At 66.7% G+C, this 20,285-nt stretch carries 17 protein-coding genes; 10 read left to right on the plus strand and 7 right to left on the minus strand.

Features of this window, described 5'->3' with window-relative positions:
• Positions 1–32 precede the first annotated feature (32 nt).
• The 3 genes from QFZ40_RS00050 to QFZ40_RS00060 are packed head-to-tail and all read right to left on the minus strand — an operon-like array spanning position 33 to position 4,265.
• Positions 33–1,778 (minus strand): helicase HerA-like domain-containing protein, encoded by a 1,746-nt coding sequence (locus QFZ40_RS00050; protein ID WP_306902114.1) that lies wholly within the window; start codon positions 1,776–1,778, stop codon positions 33–35.
• 9 nt (positions 1,779–1,787) lie between these two features.
• Complete coding sequence (locus tag QFZ40_RS00055; protein WP_306902115.1) at positions 1,788–2,321, minus strand: GNAT family N-acetyltransferase; 534 nt, start codon at positions 2,319–2,321, stop codon at positions 1,788–1,790.
• A 3-nt stretch (positions 2,322–2,324) separates the two neighbouring features.
• The gene (locus tag QFZ40_RS00060) at positions 2,325–4,265 is read right to left on the minus strand and encodes an FAD/NAD(P)-binding protein (protein ID WP_306902116.1); all 1,941 of its coding nucleotides are present in this window, start codon (positions 4,263–4,265) and stop codon (positions 2,325–2,327) included.
• A 293-nt stretch (positions 4,266–4,558) separates the two neighbouring features.
• Between QFZ40_RS00060 and QFZ40_RS00065 the strand changes: the two genes are divergently transcribed.
• From QFZ40_RS00065 to QFZ40_RS00100, 8 genes are read left to right on the plus strand one after another with little or no spacing between them, the layout of a single operon-like run.
• Complete coding sequence (locus QFZ40_RS00065; RefSeq protein ID WP_373427366.1) at positions 4,559–5,614, plus strand: amino acid ABC transporter permease; 1,056 nt, start codon at positions 4,559–4,561, stop codon at positions 5,612–5,614.
• A complete protein-coding gene (locus tag QFZ40_RS00070; protein WP_306902117.1) occupies positions 5,614–6,417 on the plus strand; it encodes an amino acid ABC transporter ATP-binding protein in 804 nt (267 codons plus the stop codon). The genes QFZ40_RS00065 and QFZ40_RS00070 overlap by 1 nt, the downstream gene beginning before the upstream one ends.
• A gap of 11 nt (positions 6,418–6,428) precedes the next feature.
• Positions 6,429–7,475 (plus strand): transporter substrate-binding domain-containing protein, encoded by a 1,047-nt coding sequence (locus QFZ40_RS00075; RefSeq protein ID WP_306902118.1) that lies wholly within the window; start codon positions 6,429–6,431, stop codon positions 7,473–7,475.
• Complete coding sequence (locus tag QFZ40_RS00080; protein ID WP_306902119.1) at positions 7,472–8,596, plus strand: LLM class flavin-dependent oxidoreductase; 1,125 nt, start codon at positions 7,472–7,474, stop codon at positions 8,594–8,596. The genes QFZ40_RS00075 and QFZ40_RS00080 overlap by 4 nt, the downstream gene beginning before the upstream one ends.
• Positions 8,580–9,413 (plus strand): DUF1684 domain-containing protein, encoded by an 834-nt coding sequence (locus QFZ40_RS00085; RefSeq protein WP_306902121.1) that lies wholly within the window; start codon positions 8,580–8,582, stop codon positions 9,411–9,413. Before QFZ40_RS00080 ends, QFZ40_RS00085 begins: the two co-directional genes overlap by 17 nt.
• On the plus strand, positions 9,410–10,549 hold the full coding sequence (locus QFZ40_RS00090; protein ID WP_306902122.1) for an LLM class flavin-dependent oxidoreductase: 1,140 nt from the start codon (positions 9,410–9,412) through the stop codon (positions 10,547–10,549). Before QFZ40_RS00085 ends, QFZ40_RS00090 begins: the two co-directional genes overlap by 4 nt.
• A 9-nt stretch (positions 10,550–10,558) precedes the next feature.
• On the plus strand, positions 10,559–11,920 hold the full coding sequence (locus QFZ40_RS00095; RefSeq protein WP_306902123.1) for an NtaA/DmoA family FMN-dependent monooxygenase: 1,362 nt from the start codon (positions 10,559–10,561) through the stop codon (positions 11,918–11,920).
• Positions 11,920–12,069 carry a hypothetical protein gene (locus tag QFZ40_RS00100; RefSeq protein ID WP_306902124.1) on the plus strand — a complete coding sequence of 50 codons (150 nt, stop codon included), beginning with the start codon at positions 11,920–11,922 and terminating at the stop codon, positions 12,067–12,069. The genes QFZ40_RS00095 and QFZ40_RS00100 overlap by 1 nt, the downstream gene beginning before the upstream one ends.
• 166 nt (positions 12,070–12,235) lie before the next feature.
• On the opposite strand, the gene QFZ40_RS00105 is transcribed toward QFZ40_RS00100, so the two are convergent.
• Complete coding sequence (locus tag QFZ40_RS00105) at positions 12,236–13,216, minus strand: ABC transporter substrate-binding protein (RefSeq protein WP_306902125.1); 981 nt, start codon at positions 13,214–13,216, stop codon at positions 12,236–12,238.
• Between the two features lie 194 nt (positions 13,217–13,410).
• The gene (locus QFZ40_RS00110) at positions 13,411–14,283 is read right to left on the minus strand and encodes an aldo/keto reductase (protein ID WP_306906772.1); all 873 of its coding nucleotides are present in this window, start codon (positions 14,281–14,283) and stop codon (positions 13,411–13,413) included.
• 157 nt (positions 14,284–14,440) lie between these two features.
• On the opposite strand from QFZ40_RS00110, the gene QFZ40_RS00115 reads away from it, so the two are divergent.
• Together QFZ40_RS00115 and QFZ40_RS00120 are read left to right on the plus strand one after the other, a co-directional pair.
• Positions 14,441–15,430: an LLM class flavin-dependent oxidoreductase gene (locus QFZ40_RS00115; protein WP_306902126.1), complete on the plus strand. Its 990-nt coding sequence runs from the start codon at positions 14,441–14,443 to the stop codon at positions 15,428–15,430.
• A gap of 383 nt (positions 15,431–15,813) precedes the next feature.
• Positions 15,814–18,459 (plus strand): trehalase-like domain-containing protein, encoded by a 2,646-nt coding sequence (locus tag QFZ40_RS00120; RefSeq protein ID WP_306902127.1) that lies wholly within the window; start codon positions 15,814–15,816, stop codon positions 18,457–18,459.
• Here the strand turns inward: QFZ40_RS00120 and QFZ40_RS00125 are convergent.
• Positions 18,440–19,429 (minus strand): NAD-dependent epimerase/dehydratase family protein, encoded by a 990-nt coding sequence (locus QFZ40_RS00125; RefSeq protein WP_306902128.1) that lies wholly within the window; start codon positions 19,427–19,429, stop codon positions 18,440–18,442. The two genes, QFZ40_RS00120 and QFZ40_RS00125, sit on opposite strands and share 20 nt — an antisense overlap.
• Positions 19,430–19,439: 10 nt before the next feature.
• Positions 19,440–20,231: a carbohydrate ABC transporter permease gene (locus QFZ40_RS00130; RefSeq protein ID WP_306906773.1), complete on the minus strand. Its 792-nt coding sequence runs from the start codon at positions 20,229–20,231 to the stop codon at positions 19,440–19,442.
• Between the last annotated feature and the right edge of the window lie 54 nt (positions 20,232–20,285).

Genomic DNA, 20,285 nt, shown 5'->3' on the forward strand with positions numbered 1-20,285 from the left:
AGCTGCGGCTTTTGACCAGCGGCGGCTATTGCCTAGCGGCGGCGCCGGGACGAGGTGCCGAAGACGCCGCGGAGCAGTTCCCGGCCGAGCTGCGTGCCCATGGAGCGGGCCATGCTTTTCAACCCGCCGCCCAATGCTCCGCCCAGCGCCCCCGCCAGATCGTCCATCATGCCGCCCGTCGGGGCAGGCTGCTTGGGGGTCCGTCGCCTGCCCTCTGTGCCAGTCGAAGCAGGGCCAGTCGAGGCATGGCTTGGTGCATCGGCGTCGAACATATCAGTGCCAGGCTCATAGGTGGGTGCCGGCCGGCTGCTGGGCCTGCCGAGGATCTCCTCCTCGATCCGGCGGGCCTCGGCATCGACGTCGTCCTGCCTGGCGCTGCCGGGGACCGGCGGTTCACCCGGTGCCGCCGGGCCCGTGGGGGCTGCCACGCTCCCCTTGAGCTGCTCATAGGCGGAGACATTGTCCACGGCCGTTCCATACTTGGGCAGCAGCGCGGATCCGGCCACGGTGCTTTTGACGAGATCGTCGGCGCTGGGTCCCATGAGGGATTCGGGCGCCCGAAGCCGGGTCAGGGCCACAGGAGTAGGGGCGCCGTTCTCGTTCATGACGGTGATGACTGCCTCGCCGATTCCGGCCGAGGTCAGGGTCTCCTCAAGGTCGTAGTCGCTGACCGGGAAGGTGGAGACGGTGGCTTTGAGGGCCTTGGCGTCCTGCGGAGTGAAGGCGCGGAGGGCGTGCTGGACCCGATTGGCGAGCTGGCCCAGGACGTCCGCCGGCACGTCCTTGGGCGTTTGGGTGACGAAGAAGATCCCCACGCCCTTGGAACGGATGAGCCGGACCGTGGTGGTGATGGCGTCGAGGAAGGCCTTGGAGGCGCCGTGGAACAGCAGGTGCGCCTCGTCGAGGAAGAAGACCAGTTTGGGCTTGTCCAGGTCGCCGGCTTCGGGCAGGTCCTCGAAAAGGTCTGCCAGCAGCCACATGAGGAACGTCGAAAAAAGCAGAGGCCTGGTCTGGAGGGTCGGAAGTTCCAGGCAGGTGATCACGCCGCGGCCATCGGGCGCGGTCCGGAGCAGCTCGGCAGTATCAAACTCCGGCTCGCCGAAGAACCGTTCCAGGCCCTGGGCCTCCAGGTTCACGAGTTCGCGCAGGATGACCCCGGCGGTTGCCTTGGACAATCCGCCCAGTTCCTCCAGCTCGTCCTTGCCCTCCTCCGAGGTGAGGAATTGAATGACGGCGCGGAGGTCCTTCAGGTCCACGAGCTCCAGGTTCTTCTTGTCCGCGAAATGGAAGACCAGCTGCAGGCTTGATTCCTGGGTGTCGTTGAGTTCCATGACCCGGGACAGCAGGATCGGGCCGAACGACGTGATGGTGGCACGGACGGGAATGCCGTTCCCGTCACCGCCGAGCGCAAGGAATTCCACGGGGAACGTTTTGGCCGCCCAGGCCTGGCCGATGCCCTCCGTGCGCGCGAGGAGTTTGGGGCCGCCCGGCGCCGCCGTGGCCAGTCCCGAGAGATCGCCCTTGATGTCAGCAAGGAACACCGGAACCCCTGCCGCCGACAGCTGCTCGGCCATCATGTGCAGCGTCACGGTCTTGCCTGTGCCGGTGGCTCCGGCCACCAGGCCGTGCCTGTTCATCATGGCCAGCGGCAGCCGGACCTGGGCTTCCTTGTGCAGTTCGCCGTCGATGATGGCGGCGCCGAGCCCGATGGCGGCACCCTCAATGGCGTACCCCTGCTGGATGGTGGCAAGCTTCTCTGCTGTGGTTTTGGAGGCCATGCCGCTAGCTTAGCGGGGGGCTTGGAGATCCTTCGTGAATGCCAGGGACCCGATGGTCTCCGGATCCTGGTGCAGATCGAATTGCGGCTCGTATCCGGTGCTGAGGTACAGGTGCCTGGCTTCAGGCTGGCGGGGTCCGGTGGTGAGATAAACCCGCTGGTACCCGCGTCGTGCGGCCAGCGCTTCCAGCTCTGCCAGCAGCAGCCGTGCGAGTCCGCGGCGGCGGTGCGCGGAATGTGTCCAGATCCGCTTGAACTCGGCGGTCCCGGCGTCGTACTGCCGGAAGGCACCGCCAGCAACGGATTCACCGTTCTCCTGGATCATCAGCAGCGCGCCGCCCGGCTCTGCGAATTCCTCCGCGGGGTACCGGTTGAGCTCCTCGGCAGCGGCGCCCCGGCCAAGCCGGTCGCCGTAGCGGGAGTCGTATTCCACCGCGAGCTCGTCCAAAAGGGGGCGCACCCGCGGATCGTGCATGGGAAGGTTCAGGACGGCCAGCGCCGCGGGATCGAGGGGCCGGCGTTTGAGATCGGGTTCTGCGGTCACTGTTCAGTTCTTTCCGACGGCGGCTGGTTCTGGCGACATTGTGGCGGGCGGTTTGGTGGCGAGTCCACGGGCAACGGTGAGGATGGCCCGGGCCAAGGCATCGTTTTCGCGGAATGGCGCTGCATTGGTGCCAGGCCGGGCAAACGCGCCGGCACCCCAGCCGGACGTGCCGGGACCGATACCGAAGAGGGTGGCCTGCGGCGTTCCGCCAGCATCCACCAGCTGGTGCCGGGAGGAGACCAGCAGCTTACCCGTGGAGTGGATGCCGTCCGCAGTGAGCAACTGCTGCTCCGTCCCCAGCCCGTTGCGGTGCAGGGACGCGAGCACCGGATTCAGCGACCGCGTTACCGACGTTGACGGAAGCCGGGCCTCAATGAATGCGCTCGCGGTGATTGTGGCGCCGGATTGGGGAGAACCGGCCCGGAACATGCCGGTGGCCTCATCGGCGGTGACCTCCAGGCCGGGACCCAGGAACTGCAGAAGCCCGGCTCGGTGCAGGGCCAGCATCTGGCGCAGGCGGTGGGGCGGCGGGCCGGAGTCCACGAAACTGAAGAACCCGTGCCACCAGCCGTGGACGGTTTGCTGGGACCCGGCATTGAGCCGTTCCGCCGGGACCACACGTCCCAGTTCCATGTACACGTGCAGCAGGGCCAGGAACAGTGCGAGTGTCTCGGGATGGTCCCGGCTATCACGCAGCGCAAGGTCCTCCTCGATGTACCCGGTGACAGCGGACTGCACTTCCTCGAGTCCCGCGAAGCGGCGCCCGTCAAGGGGCCGGTCCAGCCGCTCGAGATCCAAATGCAGGCTGGCATCCGGGACGGCTGCGGCCACGAGGTCCGCCCTCGCGGTGCTGTACCAGTCCAGGCCGGAGTAGCGGGAGGCGAACTCCTCCCAGCCCATGCCGGACCGCTCCGGACTGCCGGTCAGCAGTTCCCGGTAATAGCCGTACCCGGCTTCCTTAGCGATCAGCGGCCAGAGGCGGCTGCGGAAATCCAGCTCGTCATGGCGCTGCAGCAGGGCCTCCACGGCGCTGGCGGTAAAGAACTTCAAGGGGGCGGGTGCCTGGCCGCGGAGCGCCGACGAAATCTTCGAGTGGTACGGCACGCCGCGCCGGGACCCGGCCCAAAGCCTCGGTTCGCGGCCGCTTGGAAGGTAGCGGAGCCCGCCGTCGGAAGTTTCCTCGAACCGGCCGCCGCGCCCCTCCATCAGGAGGACCAGCAGGTCGACGAACGCCAGGCCCATGCCGGCCACGATCACATCCTGCCCGGGGGCAATGGCTGAGTAGTCGACGTCGGTGGTGTAGCTGGGTGCCGCGTGGAACCCGCCGTGGCGGGCAGCGAAGCGGGACCAGCCGGCGGAAGCGGCATCCGGTCTGGAATCGGTGTGGCCCAAGGCGGTGACCACGATGTCCGCACGCAGGATGTGGCCGTTGGCCAGCCTTACCTCATGCGGGCCATGTGGGAGCGTGGTGATGTCCACCGCCGTGGTCCGGTGGACCGTGACACTCCTGCCGAGCGACTTGGCAGTGCGGCGGAAAAACCATTCGAGGTACTGGCTCTGCAGTTGCCGGGTAGGGAACGTGGTACCCGTGAGGGACCCCAGCTGGTCCCACAGCTGCCGGGGAAAGTCCGGAACGCCGGTAATGGATCCGTCCACCACACCGGCGGCCCACTCGGCGAGCCCCGGCCCGGGGACTGCTGGACCATCGCAGGCGACGGAGGCGTCCGTGAACATGGTGATGTCGGCCGCCGTCGAGTTCAGCAGGAGGCCGGGGTGCTGGTCGTACCGCCAGATACGGCCGGAACCGGGGACATACGGCTCCACGACATGGATCTCCAGGGGCCCAGCGAAGACGTCCGGCCGGTTGGCGGCGATCCGTTCCAGGACGCCGGCCGCACGTGGTCCGCCGCCGATGAAGACAACGGCCGGAATGTTGGCTGGCAATGGGAGCTCCTGACAGCGGTGCGGGTGCGGACAACGGCGTGGTGCCAGGGGTGGTGCCGCCTGAGTGCCCATGCTAAGCAGCGGTGGCGACGGCGGTCGAGCAGCCGGTCACGCCCGTTAACTCCGCGTCACAGCACGTCAGGGGACGCAAAAAATCGACGCATGACGCTGTGCTAAGCCGCGTGAACATATGCAACCTGGCGCCTTGCTGGCCTCTTCCGCGCAGTCCTAGATTTGCAGCCAGCAACCGGGACAATCAGCTCCGGCCCAACCAGAGAGAAGCGAGGTGGCGCATGAGTTCAGCAGCAACGAAGGTGGCGAAGTCAACAAAGTCAACAAAGTCAGTACAGTCGGCTGCAGGTCCGGCGCAGGCCGCAGCTCCTGGTGGCGCAGGCGGGGTGCCCCCGGAAGAAGGGCAAGCCCGCATGGCGACGGACTATTCCGCCTACCGCGTAGTGGCAGCCAAGCATCCCTGGCGCTGGGTGGGGACCGCCGCCGTCGCGCTCGGCGTCCTCGCCGTGGCCTGGTCCCTGGCCACCAACCCGCGCTGGGAATGGGGCGTGGTGGCGCAATGGTTTACCGCCCAGTCGGTGGTCAACGGATTGCTGGAAACGCTGAAGCTGACGGCCATTTCGGGCCTGCTCGGGTTCGTCCTGGGCTTCATCCTGGCGCTGATGCGGCTCTCCGCCTCGCCGCTGCTGGTCTCGGTGTCCTGGACGTTCTCCTGGATCTTCCGGTCCACGCCGCTGCTGGTCCAGATGCTCCTTTGGTACAACCTGGGCTATCTCTATGAAAAGATCAGCCTGGGCATCCCCTTCACCGACGTGCGGTTCTTCGAGGTCCAAACCACCACACTGATCAGCCAGTTCGCGGCAGCAGTGCTGGGCCTGACCCTGAACCAGGCAGCGTACTCCGCCGAAATCATCCGTGGCGGAATCCTCTCCGTGGACCAGGGCCAACTGGAGGCGGCGGCAGCCCTGGGGATCCCGGCGTGGCGCCGGTCCACCCGAATCGTCCTGCCACAGGCCATGCGGGCCATCCTGCCCACCGCCTTCAACGAGATCATCGGCCTGGTCAAGGGCACATCGATCGTCTACGTCCTGGCCTACTCGGAGCTGTTCTACACCGTCCAGGTCATCTACAACCGCACGCAGCAGGTCCTTCCGCTGCTCCTCGTGGCAACCCTCTGGTACGTGGTCATCACCTCGGTCCTCAGCGTCTTCCAGTACTACATCGAACGGCACTACTCCAAGGGCGCGGTGCGGAACCTGCCGCTGACACCCCTGCAGAAGGCCCGCAGATTTTTCGCCACCCACGCCGTGGCCACTAACCGGACCAGGAGCTTCTGATGACCGTTTTAGCTGCTACCGCCACCCGCGGCCTGGTGGAGATCACCGGCGTCCGTAAGTCTTTCGGGGCCACCGAGGTCCTCAAAGGCGTAAGCCTCACCGTTGAACCGGGCGGCGTCGCCGTGATCGTCGGCCCCTCCGGTTCCGGCAAGTCCACCCTGCTGCGCACCATCAACCACCTGGAGAAGGTCGACGGCGGCTACATCTCGATCGACGCCAAGCTTGTGGGCTACGAAGTCCGCGGCGAGCGGCTGCACGAGCTGCGCGAGAAGGCCATCCTGAAGCAGCGGACCGAAATCGGCATGGTGTTCCAGAACTTCAACCTTTTCCCGCACCTCACGGCCCTGGAGAATGTTGCCGAAGCCCCCGTCGTTGCGCAGGGCCGCTCCAAGGAAGAGGCCAAGCGGCGTGGGCTGGAACTGCTGGACAGGGTGGGGCTCAAAGACCGTGCCGACGCCTACCCACGCCAGCTGTCCGGCGGCCAGCAGCAGCGCGTTGCCATCGCCCGGGCGCTCGCACTGGATCCGAAAATCCTGCTGTTCGACGAGCCAACCTCGGCGCTGGACCCGGAGCTGGTCAATGAAGTGCTGGACGTCATCCGGGAACTCGCCACGTCCGGCACCACCCTGATCATCGTCACCCACGAGATGGGCTTCGCACGCGATGTGGCGGACACAGTGGTGTTCATGGACCAGGGCCAGATCGTGGAGCAGGGCACGCCGCAGGAAATATTCACCAACCCCCGGGAACCGCGCACCAGGAGCTTTTTCTCCAAGGTGCTCGAACCGGCTTTCAACATCTAAAGGATTTCCCCATGGCACCTTTCACAGGCCTTTCCCGCCGCTCCGGCCGCCTTGGCTCACTGGCGGCGCTGCCCGCCGTCCTACTTATTGGAACTGCTGCGCTGGGCGGCTGCGCGGACCCCGGCGCAACAGCCGCGGGCTCCGTCCCGGGAGGGGCCCAGACGACAGCGGCACGCAACGGCGTGGTCTACAACACCGCGCCGGACCAGCAGCGCATCCGGGCGGACAAGAATGCCGCGCTCGCGGCCAAGGTTCCCGAACTCATCGGCAAGGATGGCAAGCTGACCGTCGCCACTACCGCCGGGTCCATCCCGCTGTCCTTCCATGCTTCGGACGACAAAACGCCGATCGGATCGGAGCTGGACATCGCCCAATTGGTGGCTGACAAGCTGGGCCTGGAGCTGGATGTCCAGGTGACCTCCTGGGAGAACTGGCCGCTGAAGACCCAGTCGGGCGATTTTGAGGCGGTTTTCTCGAACGTGGGCGTGAACAAGGATCGCGTGAAGCTGTTCGACTTTGCCAGCTATCGGGCAGCCTTCATGGGCTTCGAGGCGAAAAGGTCCGCCAGCTATGACATCAAGGGCGCGGATGACATCTCCGGCCTTAAGGTGTCGGTGGGCTCGGGAACCAACCAGGAAAAGATCCTCTTGGCCTGGAACAAGGAGCTTGAAGCCAAGGGGAAGGCGCCCGCCACCCTGCAGTACTACTCGTCCGACGCCGACACCATCCTGGCACTGTCCTCCGGGCGGACGGACCTGAATATCGCCCCGTACCCCTCCACGGTGTACCGGGAAAACACCCGGGAAGACCTGAAGGTGGTGGGCAAGGTCAACGCCGGCTGGCCGTCGGAAACCCTGGTGGCCGCCACCACCCTGCGGGGCAACGGGCTGGCCCCTGTTATCACCGAAGCCCTCAACTCCGCGATCGGCGACGGCTCCTACGCCAAGGTGCTGGAGCGCTGGGGCCTGTCCGAGGAGGCGCTGCCCGAGTCTAAGACCATCACCGAGGAGAGCTTCACCGCCCAGGCTGCCCCCGCCCAGACGGCGAAGACCTCATGAAGTTCCAGGTCCTGGACATCATCCCGCACCTGAAAAACCCGGTGACGGGGGAGATGGTGTCCACGGCGGACCGGCTCAACCAGGTGGTGGAGACCGCGCGCCGGGCCGAAGAACTGGGTTTCGACAGCTTCTCGGTGGGGGAGCGGCACGCCGGAGAGTTCATCTCCTCTTCCCCCACCACGGTGCTGGCAGCCATCGCCGCGGTCACGAACCGGATCCGGCTGCAAAGCGGCGTCACCGTGCTGTCAGTGCTGGATCCGGTACGCGTGGCGGAGGATTACGCCACCATCGACCAGCTCAGCCATGGCCGTCTGGAACTGGTGATCGGCAAGGGCAACGAGGTGCTGCAGTACCCACTGTTCGGTCTTGACCTGGTCGACCAGTGGGACCTACTGGCCGAGAAGTATGAGCTGCTGCGACGTTTGTGGCAGGAGGAAGGCGTCACATGGTCAGGCAGGTTCCGCCCGGAGCTCACCGAACCGACCACCACCACGCCCCGCCCCTTCAACGGTCCGCCGCGGATTTGGCACGGCTCGGCTACCACACTGACGTCGGCGGCCCTTGCCGGCAAGTGGGGTGATCCGCTTTTCACGGCGAACGCCATCCAGCCGCGGGAGAACTACCAGGTGCTGATCGAGCATTACCGGGCCGAGTACGAGCGACACGGCCACGATCAGCGGCATCGGTACCTGGGATCGGGCAGCGGCGCCGGGGGAGTATTCATCGCGGACACCACGCAGGAGGCGATCCGGCAGTTCGGCCCGGTATACGAGGCTCTGACCGCCAACCGGAATGTACCCGGCAACAACACGCCCTTCCGGGACATCGAGCATGCCGTGGCGGAAGGTCCCGCGCTGGTGGGCAGCCCGGAGCAGGTGATCGACAAGATCCTGGGCTACCACCAGCTGTACTGCCACGACCTGCAGTCCATCTCGCTGCCCACCACCCTGCCGTTCGAACAGCAGCTGGACATCCTGGAGCGGTTCGCCCTTGAGGTCATCCCAGCTGTCCGGGCCGCTGCGCCCACCACGCTGTGGGAGGCCGGCGACCCGTACGGCAACCGTCCAGAATCTGCCCGCCCGTCCACCACCAGCAGGAGCGAGAATGTCCTTGTCCACTGAAACCGCCCTCGAGTCCTTCGACGCCGACTGGCAGGAATGGCACGCCGCCCACGAACGGCAGCGCGCCCACCCTCACGGTTTCCTGGCCGTGACCCATCTGCACTGGCTGGGCAGCGAAGCCACCCGGCTGGAAGGTGCCCCGGGCATCTGGAGTGTGGAGGCCGACGTCGTCCGCGTCGTTCTGGAGCCGGGCGAAAGTCTGCAGCAGGACGGCGAGGAGCTGAACACGGAAGCCGGCACCACTGTCACTTTCGGCCCCATCGAGGAGCGCGGCGGCATCAACCTGGTGTCCGGCGACACCGTCATTGAGCTGGCCAAGCGCGGCGGCGAGTTCATTGTGCGGCCGCGGAACCCCGAGAACGCGTTGCTGCGCGAGTACCAGGGGACACCCGCCTACTCGCCGGATGCGGCGTACGCAGTCCGCGGAACGTACGTGCCGTTCGAGGCGCCGCGGCCCACCACGGTGGGCGCCGCCGTCGAAAGCATCCAGCACGTCTACGAGGCGCCGGGCGAGATCCGCTTCAAGCTGGCCGGCCAGGAGCTGGCGCTCACCGCGTTCAACGGCCACGCCCCCGGGTCCCTGCTGGTGCTGTTCACGGACCAGACCTCAGGCACAACCACCTATGCAGCCAACCGCTCGCTGTCCGTGGTGCCGGCCGCCGACGGCTCCGTGGAACTGGACTTCAACCGGGCCGTTAACCTGCCGTGCGCCTACACGGACCTGGCCACCTGCCCCCTGCCGCCGGCCGAAAACCGGCTGCCCGTGGCCATCGAGGCCGGAGAAAAGATCCCCTACGAACGTCAGGACCAGAAATGAGCGACAGCGAAACAGTGCGCCCCGGGTTCCTGGCCATTGAACTCGATGGCGCCGGCTGGGACGGCGCCGGTTTCAAAGGCACCGGTTTCAAAGGCGCCAGCCCTGAAGGCACCGGCTTCGCCAGCCTGGCCGAAGCCGTGCTCTCCGCCGAATCCGCGGGCTTCCACGTGGCCACCTTCACCGATACACCCGCTCCTGGCCGGGTCAATGCGCTGCAGCGCGCGGCCTACGCGGGTCCCATCACCCGCACCATCGCGGTGGTGCCCGAAGTGGACACGGTCTATACCGAGCCGTTCCACGTTGCCACCCAGCTCGCGAGCCTGGACTACGTCTCGGGCGGCCGTGCCGGGTGGATCGCTACGGCAGCGGAGTCACGCGAGGCCGCTGCCGCCGTCGGCCGCAGCTTTGTGGGCGGCGCCGCACTGGGGCAGGAAGCGGCGGCCTCCATCGAGGTGTCCCGGCGCCTGTGGGACTCCTGGGAGGACGACGCGGTAATCCGGGATGTTGCCACCGGCCGGTACATCGATGTGGACAAGCTCCACTATGTCGATTTTGATACGGCGGCGGACTTCGAAACGCCGGCTGACTTTGCCGGCCCGGCCTATTCGGTCAAAGGCCCCTCCATCATTCCGAGGCCGCTGCAGGGCCAGCTGCCGGTGCTCGTAGCGGCGTCGCTGCTGGGGGACGGCCTCGTTGATGCCAATGCTGTGGACGCCGTGCTGGTCTCGGCTCCCACGCCCGAGCTGCTCGCCGCAGAGGTCCGCGACGTCCGTGGCCGCTTGGGAGGGTCCGCGGCAGTGATCGCAGAGCTCGACGTCGTCCTTGACGCCCGCGGGCAGGCTGCGGCAGAGCGACTGGCTGGCACGGACAGTGGCCGCGCCACGTACGCCGGCTCGGCGGCCGGGCTCGTCGACCTGCTGGCGCCGCTGCTCGCCGAGGCCGACGGCGTCCGGCTCCGCCCGGCGTCACTCGCTGTGGACCTGGACGAACTGGCACGGCTGGTCCTGCCTGAACTGCGGCGGCGCGGCGCTCTCCGGGCGCCCGTCCAGGACGGCACCTTCCGGGACCTGCTGGGCATGGAACGCCCGGCCAACCGCTACGCAGGAACACCAACGGCCGCCGGCGCCGGAAGCTAAGGGGACACCATGACGCAGCACAGCAGTGCCACATCCGACGATTTCACGCCTACAGGAAAGCTGCAGTTCGGCATCTTCTTCCAGGGCGTGAATTCAGGCACCATCTGGAAGGCGGCGGAATCCGGCTCGCAGACCGACTTCGAATCATTCCGCCGGATCGCGCAAACCGCCGAGCGTGGGCTGTTCGCCGCGTTCTTCCTGGGCGAGGGACTGCGCCTGCGCGAACACCTGGGCAGGCCCCACGCGCTGGACGTGGTGGGCAGGCCGGATGCCCAGACCATGCTCGCTGCACTGGCGTCGGTGACCAAAAACATCGGGCTGGTGGCTACCCAGAACACCACGTACAACGATCCGGCAGACCTGGCGCACCGGCTCTCCTCGCTGGACCTGATCTCCGGTGGCCGGGCCGCATGGAACATCGTGACGACGGACAACGCCTGGACCGGCGCAAACTTCCGCCGCGGCGGCTATCTGGACCACGCCGACCGGTACAGGCACGCGGAAGCGTTCGTGGAGACGGCAAAGCGGATCTGGGACTCCTGGGAGACCCCGGACGGTCCCGCCCGCCGCGTGCTCCACGAGGGCCAGCACTACACGGTGCACGTCACACCGCGGCTGCCGCGCAGCGCGCAGTACCGGCCCGTGCTGTTCCAGGCCGGCGACTCCCCGGAAGGCCGCAACTTTGCCGCCCGGCAGGCGGACGTGATCTTCTCCGCCCACCCCAAGTTCGCCGACGCCGTCGAGTTCCGCAAGGATCTGGTGGCACGTTCCCTGGCCGCCGGCCGGGGGGCGAACGCCGTGCAGATCATGCCCGCCAGCGAATTCATCCTGGCTCCCACCGCAGAAGAGGCCGCGGAGAAGAAGGAATGGGTGCGCAGCCTGCAGATCGGTCCGCAACAGGCGGTGGCCTACCTGGAACAGTTCTGGGGCCGTGAGCTGTCCGAATACGACCCCGACGGCCCGCTCCCGGATATTGATCCGGTAGTGGAGGAAACCTCGGAAACCCGGGGCAGCGGCTTCCACGGTGCCAAGGCGCGCCAGCTCGCCGACCAGTGGCGCGCGGAAGCCAAGGACAAGGGCCTGTCCATCCGGCAATTCGTCACCTCCCGCACCGCTCGGGTGGACGCCACCTTCACGGGTTCATACTCTGCGGTGGCAGACCAACTGGCGGAGTACACCCGGGTGGGTGCGGTGGACGGCTTCAACATCTCGCCGTGGCTCATTCCCACCGGCCTGGACGACATCGTGAACCACCTCGTGCCTGAGCTGCAGGAACGCGGCGTTTACCCCACGGAGTATCGCGGCACTACCCTGCGGGAAAACCTGGGACTTCAGACGCCGGTTCCTTCCTCGGAGACGGTGCGGGCCTGATGGTGCTGCACCTCCCGCACTTCACGCGTCCCAAGGACCAGGGCCGTCCGGCCGGAAAGGCCGACGGCGGCGGGGTGAGTGACGCCGTCGTCGAGCCTGATGACTGGCGTGTCAGGTTGCAGCTGACTGTGTGGGAGCAGCGCCTTTAGGCAGAGCCACCCTCATTGGGAGGTGCCAAACGTCGTCGTGAACATTGTGCTGGAACTGCTTGCGGCAGTTGTGGCGGTGGCCCGGTCCGGTGCCTACAGCTTCTGACCCCGCGAAGAATCCCCGCCGGGCTGATGCCCGGCGGGGATTCATTCGTCGGCAGGACCTCTACTTCTTGGGCAGGCCTGCCGGGTTCAGTTCGGACTTCTGGATCGCCTCGGAAGACAGGCCCCAACGGTCCAGGATCTTGGCGTAGGTCCCGTTCTCGATCAGATCGTTCAGCGCGGCCTGGGCGGCGACGGCCAGGCCGTTGTCCTTCTTTGTGGTGAAGGCGATTTGCGCGGTCAGCGGCCAGCCGCCGTTGAGGGTGCCCACCTGCTTGCTCTTGCCGTCCAGCGCGGCCTTGTAGGCAGCCCCGGCATTGGGGCCGAACGTCAAATCCGCGCGGCCGGACTGCAGGGCCAGCGACGAGGCGGAATCGTCGTCGTAATACTGAAACTCAACTGGCTTCAGGCCGTTCTTCTTGTTCTCCTCGTCCCAGCGCACCAGGATGGCTTCCTGGTTGGTGCCTGAGCCAACAATGATGCGCTTGCCCGCGACATCCTTGGCCTCCTTGATCTCGCCGATACCGGAGTCGCTCTTCGCGTAGAAGCCGAGCAGGTCGTTCCGGTACGTGGCGAAGTCGAACTTCTCCTTCCGGGCTTCGGTGACAGTGACGTTGGACAGCACGGCTTCGTACTTCGAGGACTCAATGCCCAGCGGCCAGTCAGCCCAGGCCACGGGAAGGACCTCGACCTCCAGGCCCAGCGTCTCGCCCACCGCGTAAGCGATGTCCACCTCGCTGCCAATCAGGGTCTTGTTGTCCGTGGCAAAGGTGCTGAGCGGGGCCGTGCCGCCGGTGCTCACGACAGTCAGTTTGCCGTCGGCTTTGATGGCTTCGGGAACCAATGCGGCTGCTTCTGCGTCGGCGGTGACCTTGAAGCGGTCCTGCTCGGGTGACAGGTTGAACTGCTTGCCGGCCGCCGTGGTGGCGGATCCCGACGACGGTGCTGTCGCCGCCGTCGCGCCCGGATCCGCGCAGGCGGCAAGTCCCAGCAGCGCTGCTGCCAGTGCCGCGACTGCGGCCGGTTTCCTGGTGATGGTGGCCATGAATTCCCCCTGGGAAGTAGGTAGTTGCTGCAACGGAAGGGATGCGTTGCAGCAACTATCCGGCAGCGTCGCGAAGGGAATCAAAGGCCGCCGCAACCCGGAGATACGGGGCGTAACTGCGGTTAACCGGGCGACCGCGGCGGTCACATTGCCCGGCGTCGAGCAAGGTCTGGTGGGCTCCTGTCTCTGGTTCTTTACTTGCCGGCCGCTTCAAGCTCAGCGAAGGTGTCGTCATCGAGCGTGATGTTGGCGGCCGCCATATTCTCCTCCAGGTGCTGCACGGAGCCGGTGCCGGGAATAGGCATCATGACGGGGGAGCGGCGCAGCAGCCAGGCGAGGGCCACCTGCGAAGTGGTGGCGCCCAGCCGCTTGGCGGCCTCATCCAACGGACCGCCGGGCTGTGCGAGTTCGCCCGCGGAGATCGGAGCCCAGGGGATGAAGCCGATGCCGTTCTCCTCCGAATACCGCAGCACGTCCTCGGAGCTCCGGTCGGTGAGGTTGTAGCGGTTCTGGACCGTCGATACCGTGAAGTGCTTTCCGGCTGCTTCCAGTTCGGCCACGCTCACCTGCGAAAGCCCAAGCGCCCGAACCTTGCCCTCGTCCTGGAGTTCGCGCAGCACGCCGAACTGCTCTTCGCCTCCCACCTTGGGGTCGATCCGGTGCAGCTGCAGCAGGTCCAGGGTGTCCACCTTCAGCTTGCGGAGGCTCAGTTCCGTCTGCTGGCGCAGGTATTCCGGGCGGCCAACGGGAATCCACTGGTTGGGCCCGGTCCGGGTGAAGCCCACCTTGGTGGCGATCTTCAGCCCCTTTTTGTAGGGGTGCAGCGCCTCGGCGATGATTTCCTCGCTGATGTTTGGGCCATAGGAGTCGGCGGTGTCGATGAAGTCCACGCCGAGTTCGACGGCGCGGCGCACCACGGCCACGGCGGCCCCGCGGTCGGCGGGCTCACCCCAGACGCCGTTGCCTACGATGCGCATGGCACCGAAGCCGAGCCGGTGCACGGTTCCCACGTCTTTGAGGTCGATCGTTGCGGACAGTTCCAGCTGGTTCGTTGAATCGTGGCTCATAGGGGCGGCAACCTCATCAGTGTGCTGAGTATTCCTGACCACTGAGTAATCCTGACGACTGCGAAATAAGCCTGGACCCGCGGTCGTTATCCCTGACGTGCCTGCCGTGATCCGGCGGGCAAAAACCTACGCAACGCTCTGAAAGGCCGGCACTGACGTGACACTTCCCCTCTCCATTCTTGATCTGGCGACCATCGGCAAAGGCCAGACGGCGGCGGAGAGCTTCGCGGGAAGCGTGGCCATGGCACAGCGCGCGGAGGAACTCGGTTATCGGCGGATCTGGTACGCCGAACACCACAACATGTCCTCCATCGCGTCGTCTGCCACCAGCGTGCTGATCGCCCACGTGGCAGCCCATACCAGGAGCATCAGACTCGGCGCCGGCGGCGTGATGCTGCCCAACCATTCGCCGCTGACCATCGCCGAGCAGTTCGGCACCCTGGAGACCCTGCATCCGGGACGGATCGACCTTGGCCTGGGACGCGCTCCGGGCAGCGACCAGAACACCATGCGGGCCCTCCGCCGGGATCCGATGTCCGCGGACAGCTTCCCGCAGGACGTGCTGGAACTGCAGGGCTACCTCACCGGCCCCACCCGGGTCCAGGGCGTGGAGGCGACTCCCGGCAAGGGCACCAACGTGCCGCTCTACATCCTCGGGTCCTCCCTGTTCGGTGCGCACCTCGCCGCGCAGCTGGGCCTGCCCTACGCCTTCGCCTCGCACTTCGCACCGGGCGCCCTGCAGGAGGCCGTGGCGGTCTACCGCCGCGAATTCAGGCCCTCCGCCCAGCTGGATTCCCCGCACGTGATCGCCGGGGTAAACGTGATCGCAGCAGATTCCGCCTCCGAAGCCCAGGAAACCTTCCTCGCCACCAAGCGCGCCCGCGTCTCCCTGTTCTTCGGCGGGGGCCGGGAGTTCACCGACGATGAGGCGGACATGATCCTGGATTCCCCGCAGGGGCAGCACGTGTCCCAGATGATGACCTATTCCGCCGTCGGCACTCCTGAGGCGGTCATGGAGTACCTGGACGAGTTCGCTAAACACTCCGATGCCGACGAGCTCATCGTTGCGCACCAGAGCACCGGAACGGCGGCAAGGCTGCGGTCCGTGGAGTTGCTCGCGCAGGCTGCCGGGCTCGCCAGGGTTTAGGAACGGGCTCCAGGAACCAGGGTCTATCCCCGATCCAGGAACCCGCCCCGCTGAGCCTGCTTCGCGTCACTCCCGGCACGCTTTTGGAAGGCCCGACGGCGGTCTGCCGCGGATTGGCGCGGCCGGCACCTGTGGGATGGCTCAAAAGCGTGCTCCGCGTGACGAGCCACCCCGCCGGTGCCAACGCCCACCCCTGTTGCCCGCCGTCGGACTTTACACCGCTGCAATCACCGGGACATTCAGGTGAAACTGCCTGACCGGAAAATGAACAGTGCCCCCTCCGGAGTGCCGCCATGGAATCCGGGGCGGGGCACCACCCGGTAGCCCGCCTGGAAATCCGGCGGCTGCCTTCCCGGGCCGGTTCTGCCATAAGGGGTGCTGGGATGCCAACTCCATTGAACCAGAGCGTTGCGGATACCGCGCTGCTCACCAAGTCACTGCCGCTGGGCCTGCTCCGGGCGTTCGTCCAGTCGGACGCTGCCGACGACGGGCTCACCCCCGCGCTCCTCGCGGAACTGAAGGTCCTGGCGCGCGTCCCCGGGCTCCTGGTGGCCTGCAACTACGGTGGAACCCTGTGCGACGCCGAAGGAATTTCCACCGAAACCCTGCCGTTGGGCAGCGCAGCGATTGCCCTTCGCGCCCTGGCCGCCCTGCCCAACACCCATGCCGCTGTCATTTCCGGGCGGTCGCTGCGAGACCTTGCCGCGGTGTCACGCCTGCCGGCGGAAGTACACCTGATTGGATCGCACGGCTCGGAGCCGGACATGGGTTTTGCCCACGTGCAGTCCCTGGCCACCGAGGCGGCGCTGCAGAAGGCCGGGACGGCGCTGTCCGAGGCAGTGGGCTTCCAGAAGGGCATCTGGATTGAGCGAAAGCCCGTGGCCGTCTCCGTGCACACCCGGCCGGCGACCCCGGATGTGGTAGCGACCGTCACCGAGACGGCGCGGGAGATCGCCCGGGCCCATGGACTGTTCTTCATTGTGGACGGTTCCGTGCTGGACCTGTCCGTGCTGGAACCGTCCAAGGCCGAGGCGCTGGAGAGCCTCAGGTCCCGGCTCGGGGCCAGTGCGGCAATGTACGCAGGGGATGCCTACAGCGACGAGCTGGCCATCGGTACGCTGCGGGGTCCCGACATGGGCCTGAAGGTCGGCCCGGGGGAGACGGCAGCCGCGCACCGGCTCCGCGATCCGGAATCCTTCGCGCGCGTACTTGCCATCCTGTTCGAGCTGCGGCGTGCGTGGCTCTTCGGCGAGGACGCGGTGGGCCTGGAGCGGCACTCGATGATCGGCAACGGGTCCTCCACCGCCCTCGTCACACCGGACGCCAAGATCTGCTGGATGAGCCATCCGCTGCCCGATTCGGGCTCGCTGTTCGCCCACATTTTGGGAGGGGACGCGGCCGGGCATTTCTCGGTTGAACCGGTCAAGGCCTCCCAGGTCCTGGGCCAGCGCTACGTGGACAGCACCATGATCGTGGAAACCCGGTGGGCGGACGTGACTGTTACGGACTACCTTGAGCCGGCGCCGGACGGCATCACCAGCCTGGTCCGTGTGCTCTCCGGCAGCGGCGCGGCCAGGATCGTGTTCGCGCCCAGACCGGACTACGCCAACGCCCCCTTCAGCATGGAGGCCCGCGGGGACGAGCTGCATGTTGTGGGCACGTCCGATCCCGTCATCCTGCTGGCCCCCGGCGTCCGGTTTGCCATCGCCTCCGACGGCCGGCACGCCACGGCCACCGCCGTCGTGAACCTCCAGGACGGACCCGTGGTGCTGAACATGCGCTGCGGCGACACCGAACCCCAGGCAGCCGACCCCGGAGGGGAAACCGAACGGCGCGCAGCAGTGGCCCACCATTCGCGCCGGTGGATGCAGGACCTGGAGCTGCCCGGGGTCAAACCGTCCCTGGTGCGCCGGTCCGCGCTGGTGCTCCGCGCCCTGGTCCATGAACCAACCGGCGCCGTGCTCGCCGCCCCGACCACGTCCCTGCCCGAAGGGATCGGCGGGACGCGTAACTGGGACTACCGCTACTGCTGGCTGCGCGACGGATCCATGACGGTGAATGCCCTGGTGGATCTGGGCTCCACGCACGAGGCGGCAGGGTTCCTTGGCTGGCTGAGCCGGATCCTGGAGCACGCCCCCGGCCCGGAATGGCTGCACCCGCTGTACTCCGTCACCGGGGCGGCACTGTCCACCGAGGCCGTCATCGACAGCCTGCCGGGCTACGCCGGATCCCGTCCCGTCCGGATCGGAAACGCGGCGGACCACCAGGTCCAGCTGGACGTCTTCGGCCCCATCGCCGAGCTGATCCATTCGCTGAGCGAGCGTGAAGGCCGGCTCGCCGACGGCCACTGGGAGCTCATGGTCCAGATGGCTTCCGCGGTGCTGGCCCGCTGGCACGAGGCGGACCACGGCATCTGGGAGGCCCGGCGGGCGCCGCGCCACCATGTGTACACCAAGGTGATGTGCTGGGTGACGCTGGACCGGGCGCTGCGGACAGCAGCCAGGCATGGCCGGACGCCGGAACCTTCCTGGGAACCCACCGCCACCACAATCCGGGACGAGGTGCTGCGTGAGGGGTGGGACGAATCGGCGCGGTCCTACACAGTGGCGTATGACAGCCCGGACCTTGATGCCGCCGTCCTGCATATCGGCCTCTCCGGCCTGCTCGACGTCACGGACCAGCGCTTCCTGGACACCGTGACCGCCGTTGAACGGGAGCTCCGGGTGGGGCCCACAGTTTTCCGGTACAGGTACGACGACGGCCTGCCGGGCCTGGAGGGCGGCTTCCACATCTGCACCACCTGGCTCATCGAGGCGTACGTTGCGGTGGGCAGGATCGAGGAGGCCTGGGATCTTTTCGACCAGCTGGTGAACCTCTTCGGGCCAACCGGCCTGCTCCCGGAGGAATACGATCCGGGGACCGAAACGCACCTGGGCAACCATCCCCAGGCCTACTCGCACCTGGGTTTCATCCGCTGCGCCCGCATCCTGGACCGGCACCAGTCCCAGGTCAGGCCGCCGAGGTCCTGAGCTCCCGCCCGCCCGTGTCGAGCCGGCCGTCCGAGATGAGCCACCGCAGACCCTCCGCGATCGCTTCAAGAGAGGTGTGGCGCGGGGAATATCCCAGCTCCCGTTGTGCCTTCCCGATGCTCATCGAAGGGCTTCGGCTGATGTGGTCATAGGACGCTTCGGCGTTGCCGGGGGAGGTGCCGGACCGGAACTCCTCGAACGGCAGGAACCGGAGCTGCGCCTCCTGGCCGAACCAGGCCGCGGCCGCCGTCGCGATTCCCCGCAGCGTCAGGGCCCTGTCGGAGACCACGTGATAGCCGTTGCCCGCAGCCACCCGTGGGCGCTCGAGGGCCAGTTGGAAAGCCTGCGCAACGTCGTCGGCGTGCACGTGGTGCACTGTTTCCAGGCCGAAGTTGGGTATCTCTACGGGCTGGCCCATAGCCAGCCGGTGCCAGACGTCCAGGTCGAAGTTCCCGGCAGCGTTGACCATGGCCCAGCCCGGTCCCGTAATGTGCCCCGGATGCAGCACCGAGGATTGAAGGCCGCCTGGCGTCCGCGACTCGGCCAGCAGCAGTTCCTCGATCCGTGCCTTCCGGATCCCGTAGTCACCGAATGGATTCCGCGCATCCTCCTCGCGGGTGGGAACCTCCGTCCCGGCGCCGTGCACCCAGATGGTGCCGCAGCTGAGCAGCAGGTCCACCCGGCCCCGGAGCGCGGTGATCAGCTGTTCGGCCGAGTCCGGCGTGAAGCAGAGCATGTCAATGACCACGTCGGGCCGCAGGTCGGCGATTCTGCCGGCGAAGGTTCCCGCGGCGTCGCCTTCGTCCCGGTCGACCGCGACGCGGTGGACTTCTTTCCAGGCTGGGTGCTGCCTGTAGGGCTGCCTGAGTCCGCGGCTGACGGCTATGACTTCATGCCCCGCTTCGGTCAGCCGCGGCACGAGGTACCCGCCGACGTGCCCGGTCGCTCCGATCATGACTATGCGGGACATCCGGTTCCTTCTATTTCGAGGTGCCCTGGGAAACGGATCCCTGGAGTTGGCGTTGGAAAATCACGTAGATGACGAGCACCGGCACGACTGTGATGACGACCGCGGCGAACAGGGCGCCGAAGTCGACCGCATACCCTGCCTGCGAGGCGAAGGCCGCGAGCCCCTGGGACAGGACGTAGTTCCTGGTGTCCGTGTTCAGCGCCACGGGGATGAGGAACTGGTTCCAAAGTCCGAGGAAATTGAAAATGAGCACTGAGGCCAGCCCGGGTTTTGCCATGGGCAGCATCACCTGGAAGAAGGTCCGCCATTCCCCGGCACCGTCCAGCGCTGCGGCTTCGGCGATTTCATTCGGAAGTGCCTTGAAGAAGGAGAAGAGGAAGAAGACCGTGAACGGCAGCGCGAATGCCACGTAGGTAATGATGAGTCCGGGCAGGGTGTTGAGCAGCCCGACGTTCTTCAGGATGAAGAACAGGGGGACGATGGCAAGGAAGATCGGGAACGTCAGCCCGGCCAGCATGAGGTAGTAGATGGCCCTGCTGCCGGGGAAGGCGAAACGGGCCAGCACGTACGCGCACATCGCCCCAAGCATCATGACAATGATCAGGGCACAGCCGACGACGACGACCGAGTTGAGGAAGTAGTTTCCGATGCCTGCGGTGGTCCAGGCCTTGACGTAGTTGTCGAAGTTCCAGTGCTCCGGCAGCGCAAACGGCGACGCGAAGATTTCCGTCGTCGTCTTGAACGAGGTCATGATGGTCCAGAGCAGGGGCAGGATGACGATGAGCGACCAGATGGTCAGCATCGTGTGCGAGATCGCTCCGACCACCCGGTCATTGGCGGTCGCCTCCGGCCTACG

It is taken from the genome of Arthrobacter pascens (assembly GCF_030816475.1).
Classification (GTDB): domain Bacteria; phylum Actinomycetota; class Actinomycetes; order Actinomycetales; family Micrococcaceae; genus Arthrobacter; species Arthrobacter pascens_B.

Excerpts from the sequence above, each read along its gene's own strand:
- QFZ40_RS00110 (WP_306906772.1), bottom strand. The coding sequence starts at position 14,283 with ATGAGCCACGATTCAACGAACCAGCTGGAACTGTCCGCAACGATCGAC.
- QFZ40_RS00050 (WP_306902114.1), bottom strand. The coding sequence starts at position 1,778 with ATGGCCTCCAAAACCACAGCAGAGAAGCTTGCCACCATCCAGCAGGGG.
- QFZ40_RS00100 (WP_306902124.1), top strand. The coding sequence starts at position 11,920 with ATGGTGCTGCACCTCCCGCACTTCACGCGTCCCAAGGACCAGGGCCGT.
- QFZ40_RS00085 (WP_306902121.1), top strand. The coding sequence starts at position 8,580 with ATGTCCTTGTCCACTGAAACCGCCCTCGAGTCCTTCGACGCCGACTGG.
- QFZ40_RS00090 (WP_306902122.1), top strand. The coding sequence starts at position 9,410 with ATGAGCGACAGCGAAACAGTGCGCCCCGGGTTCCTGGCCATTGAACTC.
- QFZ40_RS00095 (WP_306902123.1), top strand. The coding sequence starts at position 10,559 with ATGACGCAGCACAGCAGTGCCACATCCGACGATTTCACGCCTACAGGA.
- QFZ40_RS00120 (WP_306902127.1), top strand. The coding sequence starts at position 15,814 with ATGCCAACTCCATTGAACCAGAGCGTTGCGGATACCGCGCTGCTCACC.
- QFZ40_RS00065 (WP_373427366.1), top strand. The coding sequence starts at position 4,559 with ATGAGTTCAGCAGCAACGAAGGTGGCGAAGTCAACAAAGTCAACAAAG.
- QFZ40_RS00130 (WP_306906773.1), bottom strand. The coding sequence starts at position 20,231 with ATGCTGACCATCTGGTCGCTCATCGTCATCCTGCCCCTGCTCTGGACC.
- QFZ40_RS00105 (WP_306902125.1), bottom strand. The coding sequence starts at position 13,216 with ATGGCCACCATCACCAGGAAACCGGCCGCAGTCGCGGCACTGGCAGCA.
- QFZ40_RS00075 (WP_306902118.1), top strand. The coding sequence starts at position 6,429 with ATGGCACCTTTCACAGGCCTTTCCCGCCGCTCCGGCCGCCTTGGCTCA.
- QFZ40_RS00125 (WP_306902128.1), bottom strand. The coding sequence starts at position 19,429 with ATGTCCCGCATAGTCATGATCGGAGCGACCGGGCACGTCGGCGGGTAC.
- QFZ40_RS00080 (WP_306902119.1), top strand. The coding sequence starts at position 7,472 with ATGAAGTTCCAGGTCCTGGACATCATCCCGCACCTGAAAAACCCGGTG.
- QFZ40_RS00070 (WP_306902117.1), top strand. The coding sequence starts at position 5,614 with ATGACCGTTTTAGCTGCTACCGCCACCCGCGGCCTGGTGGAGATCACC.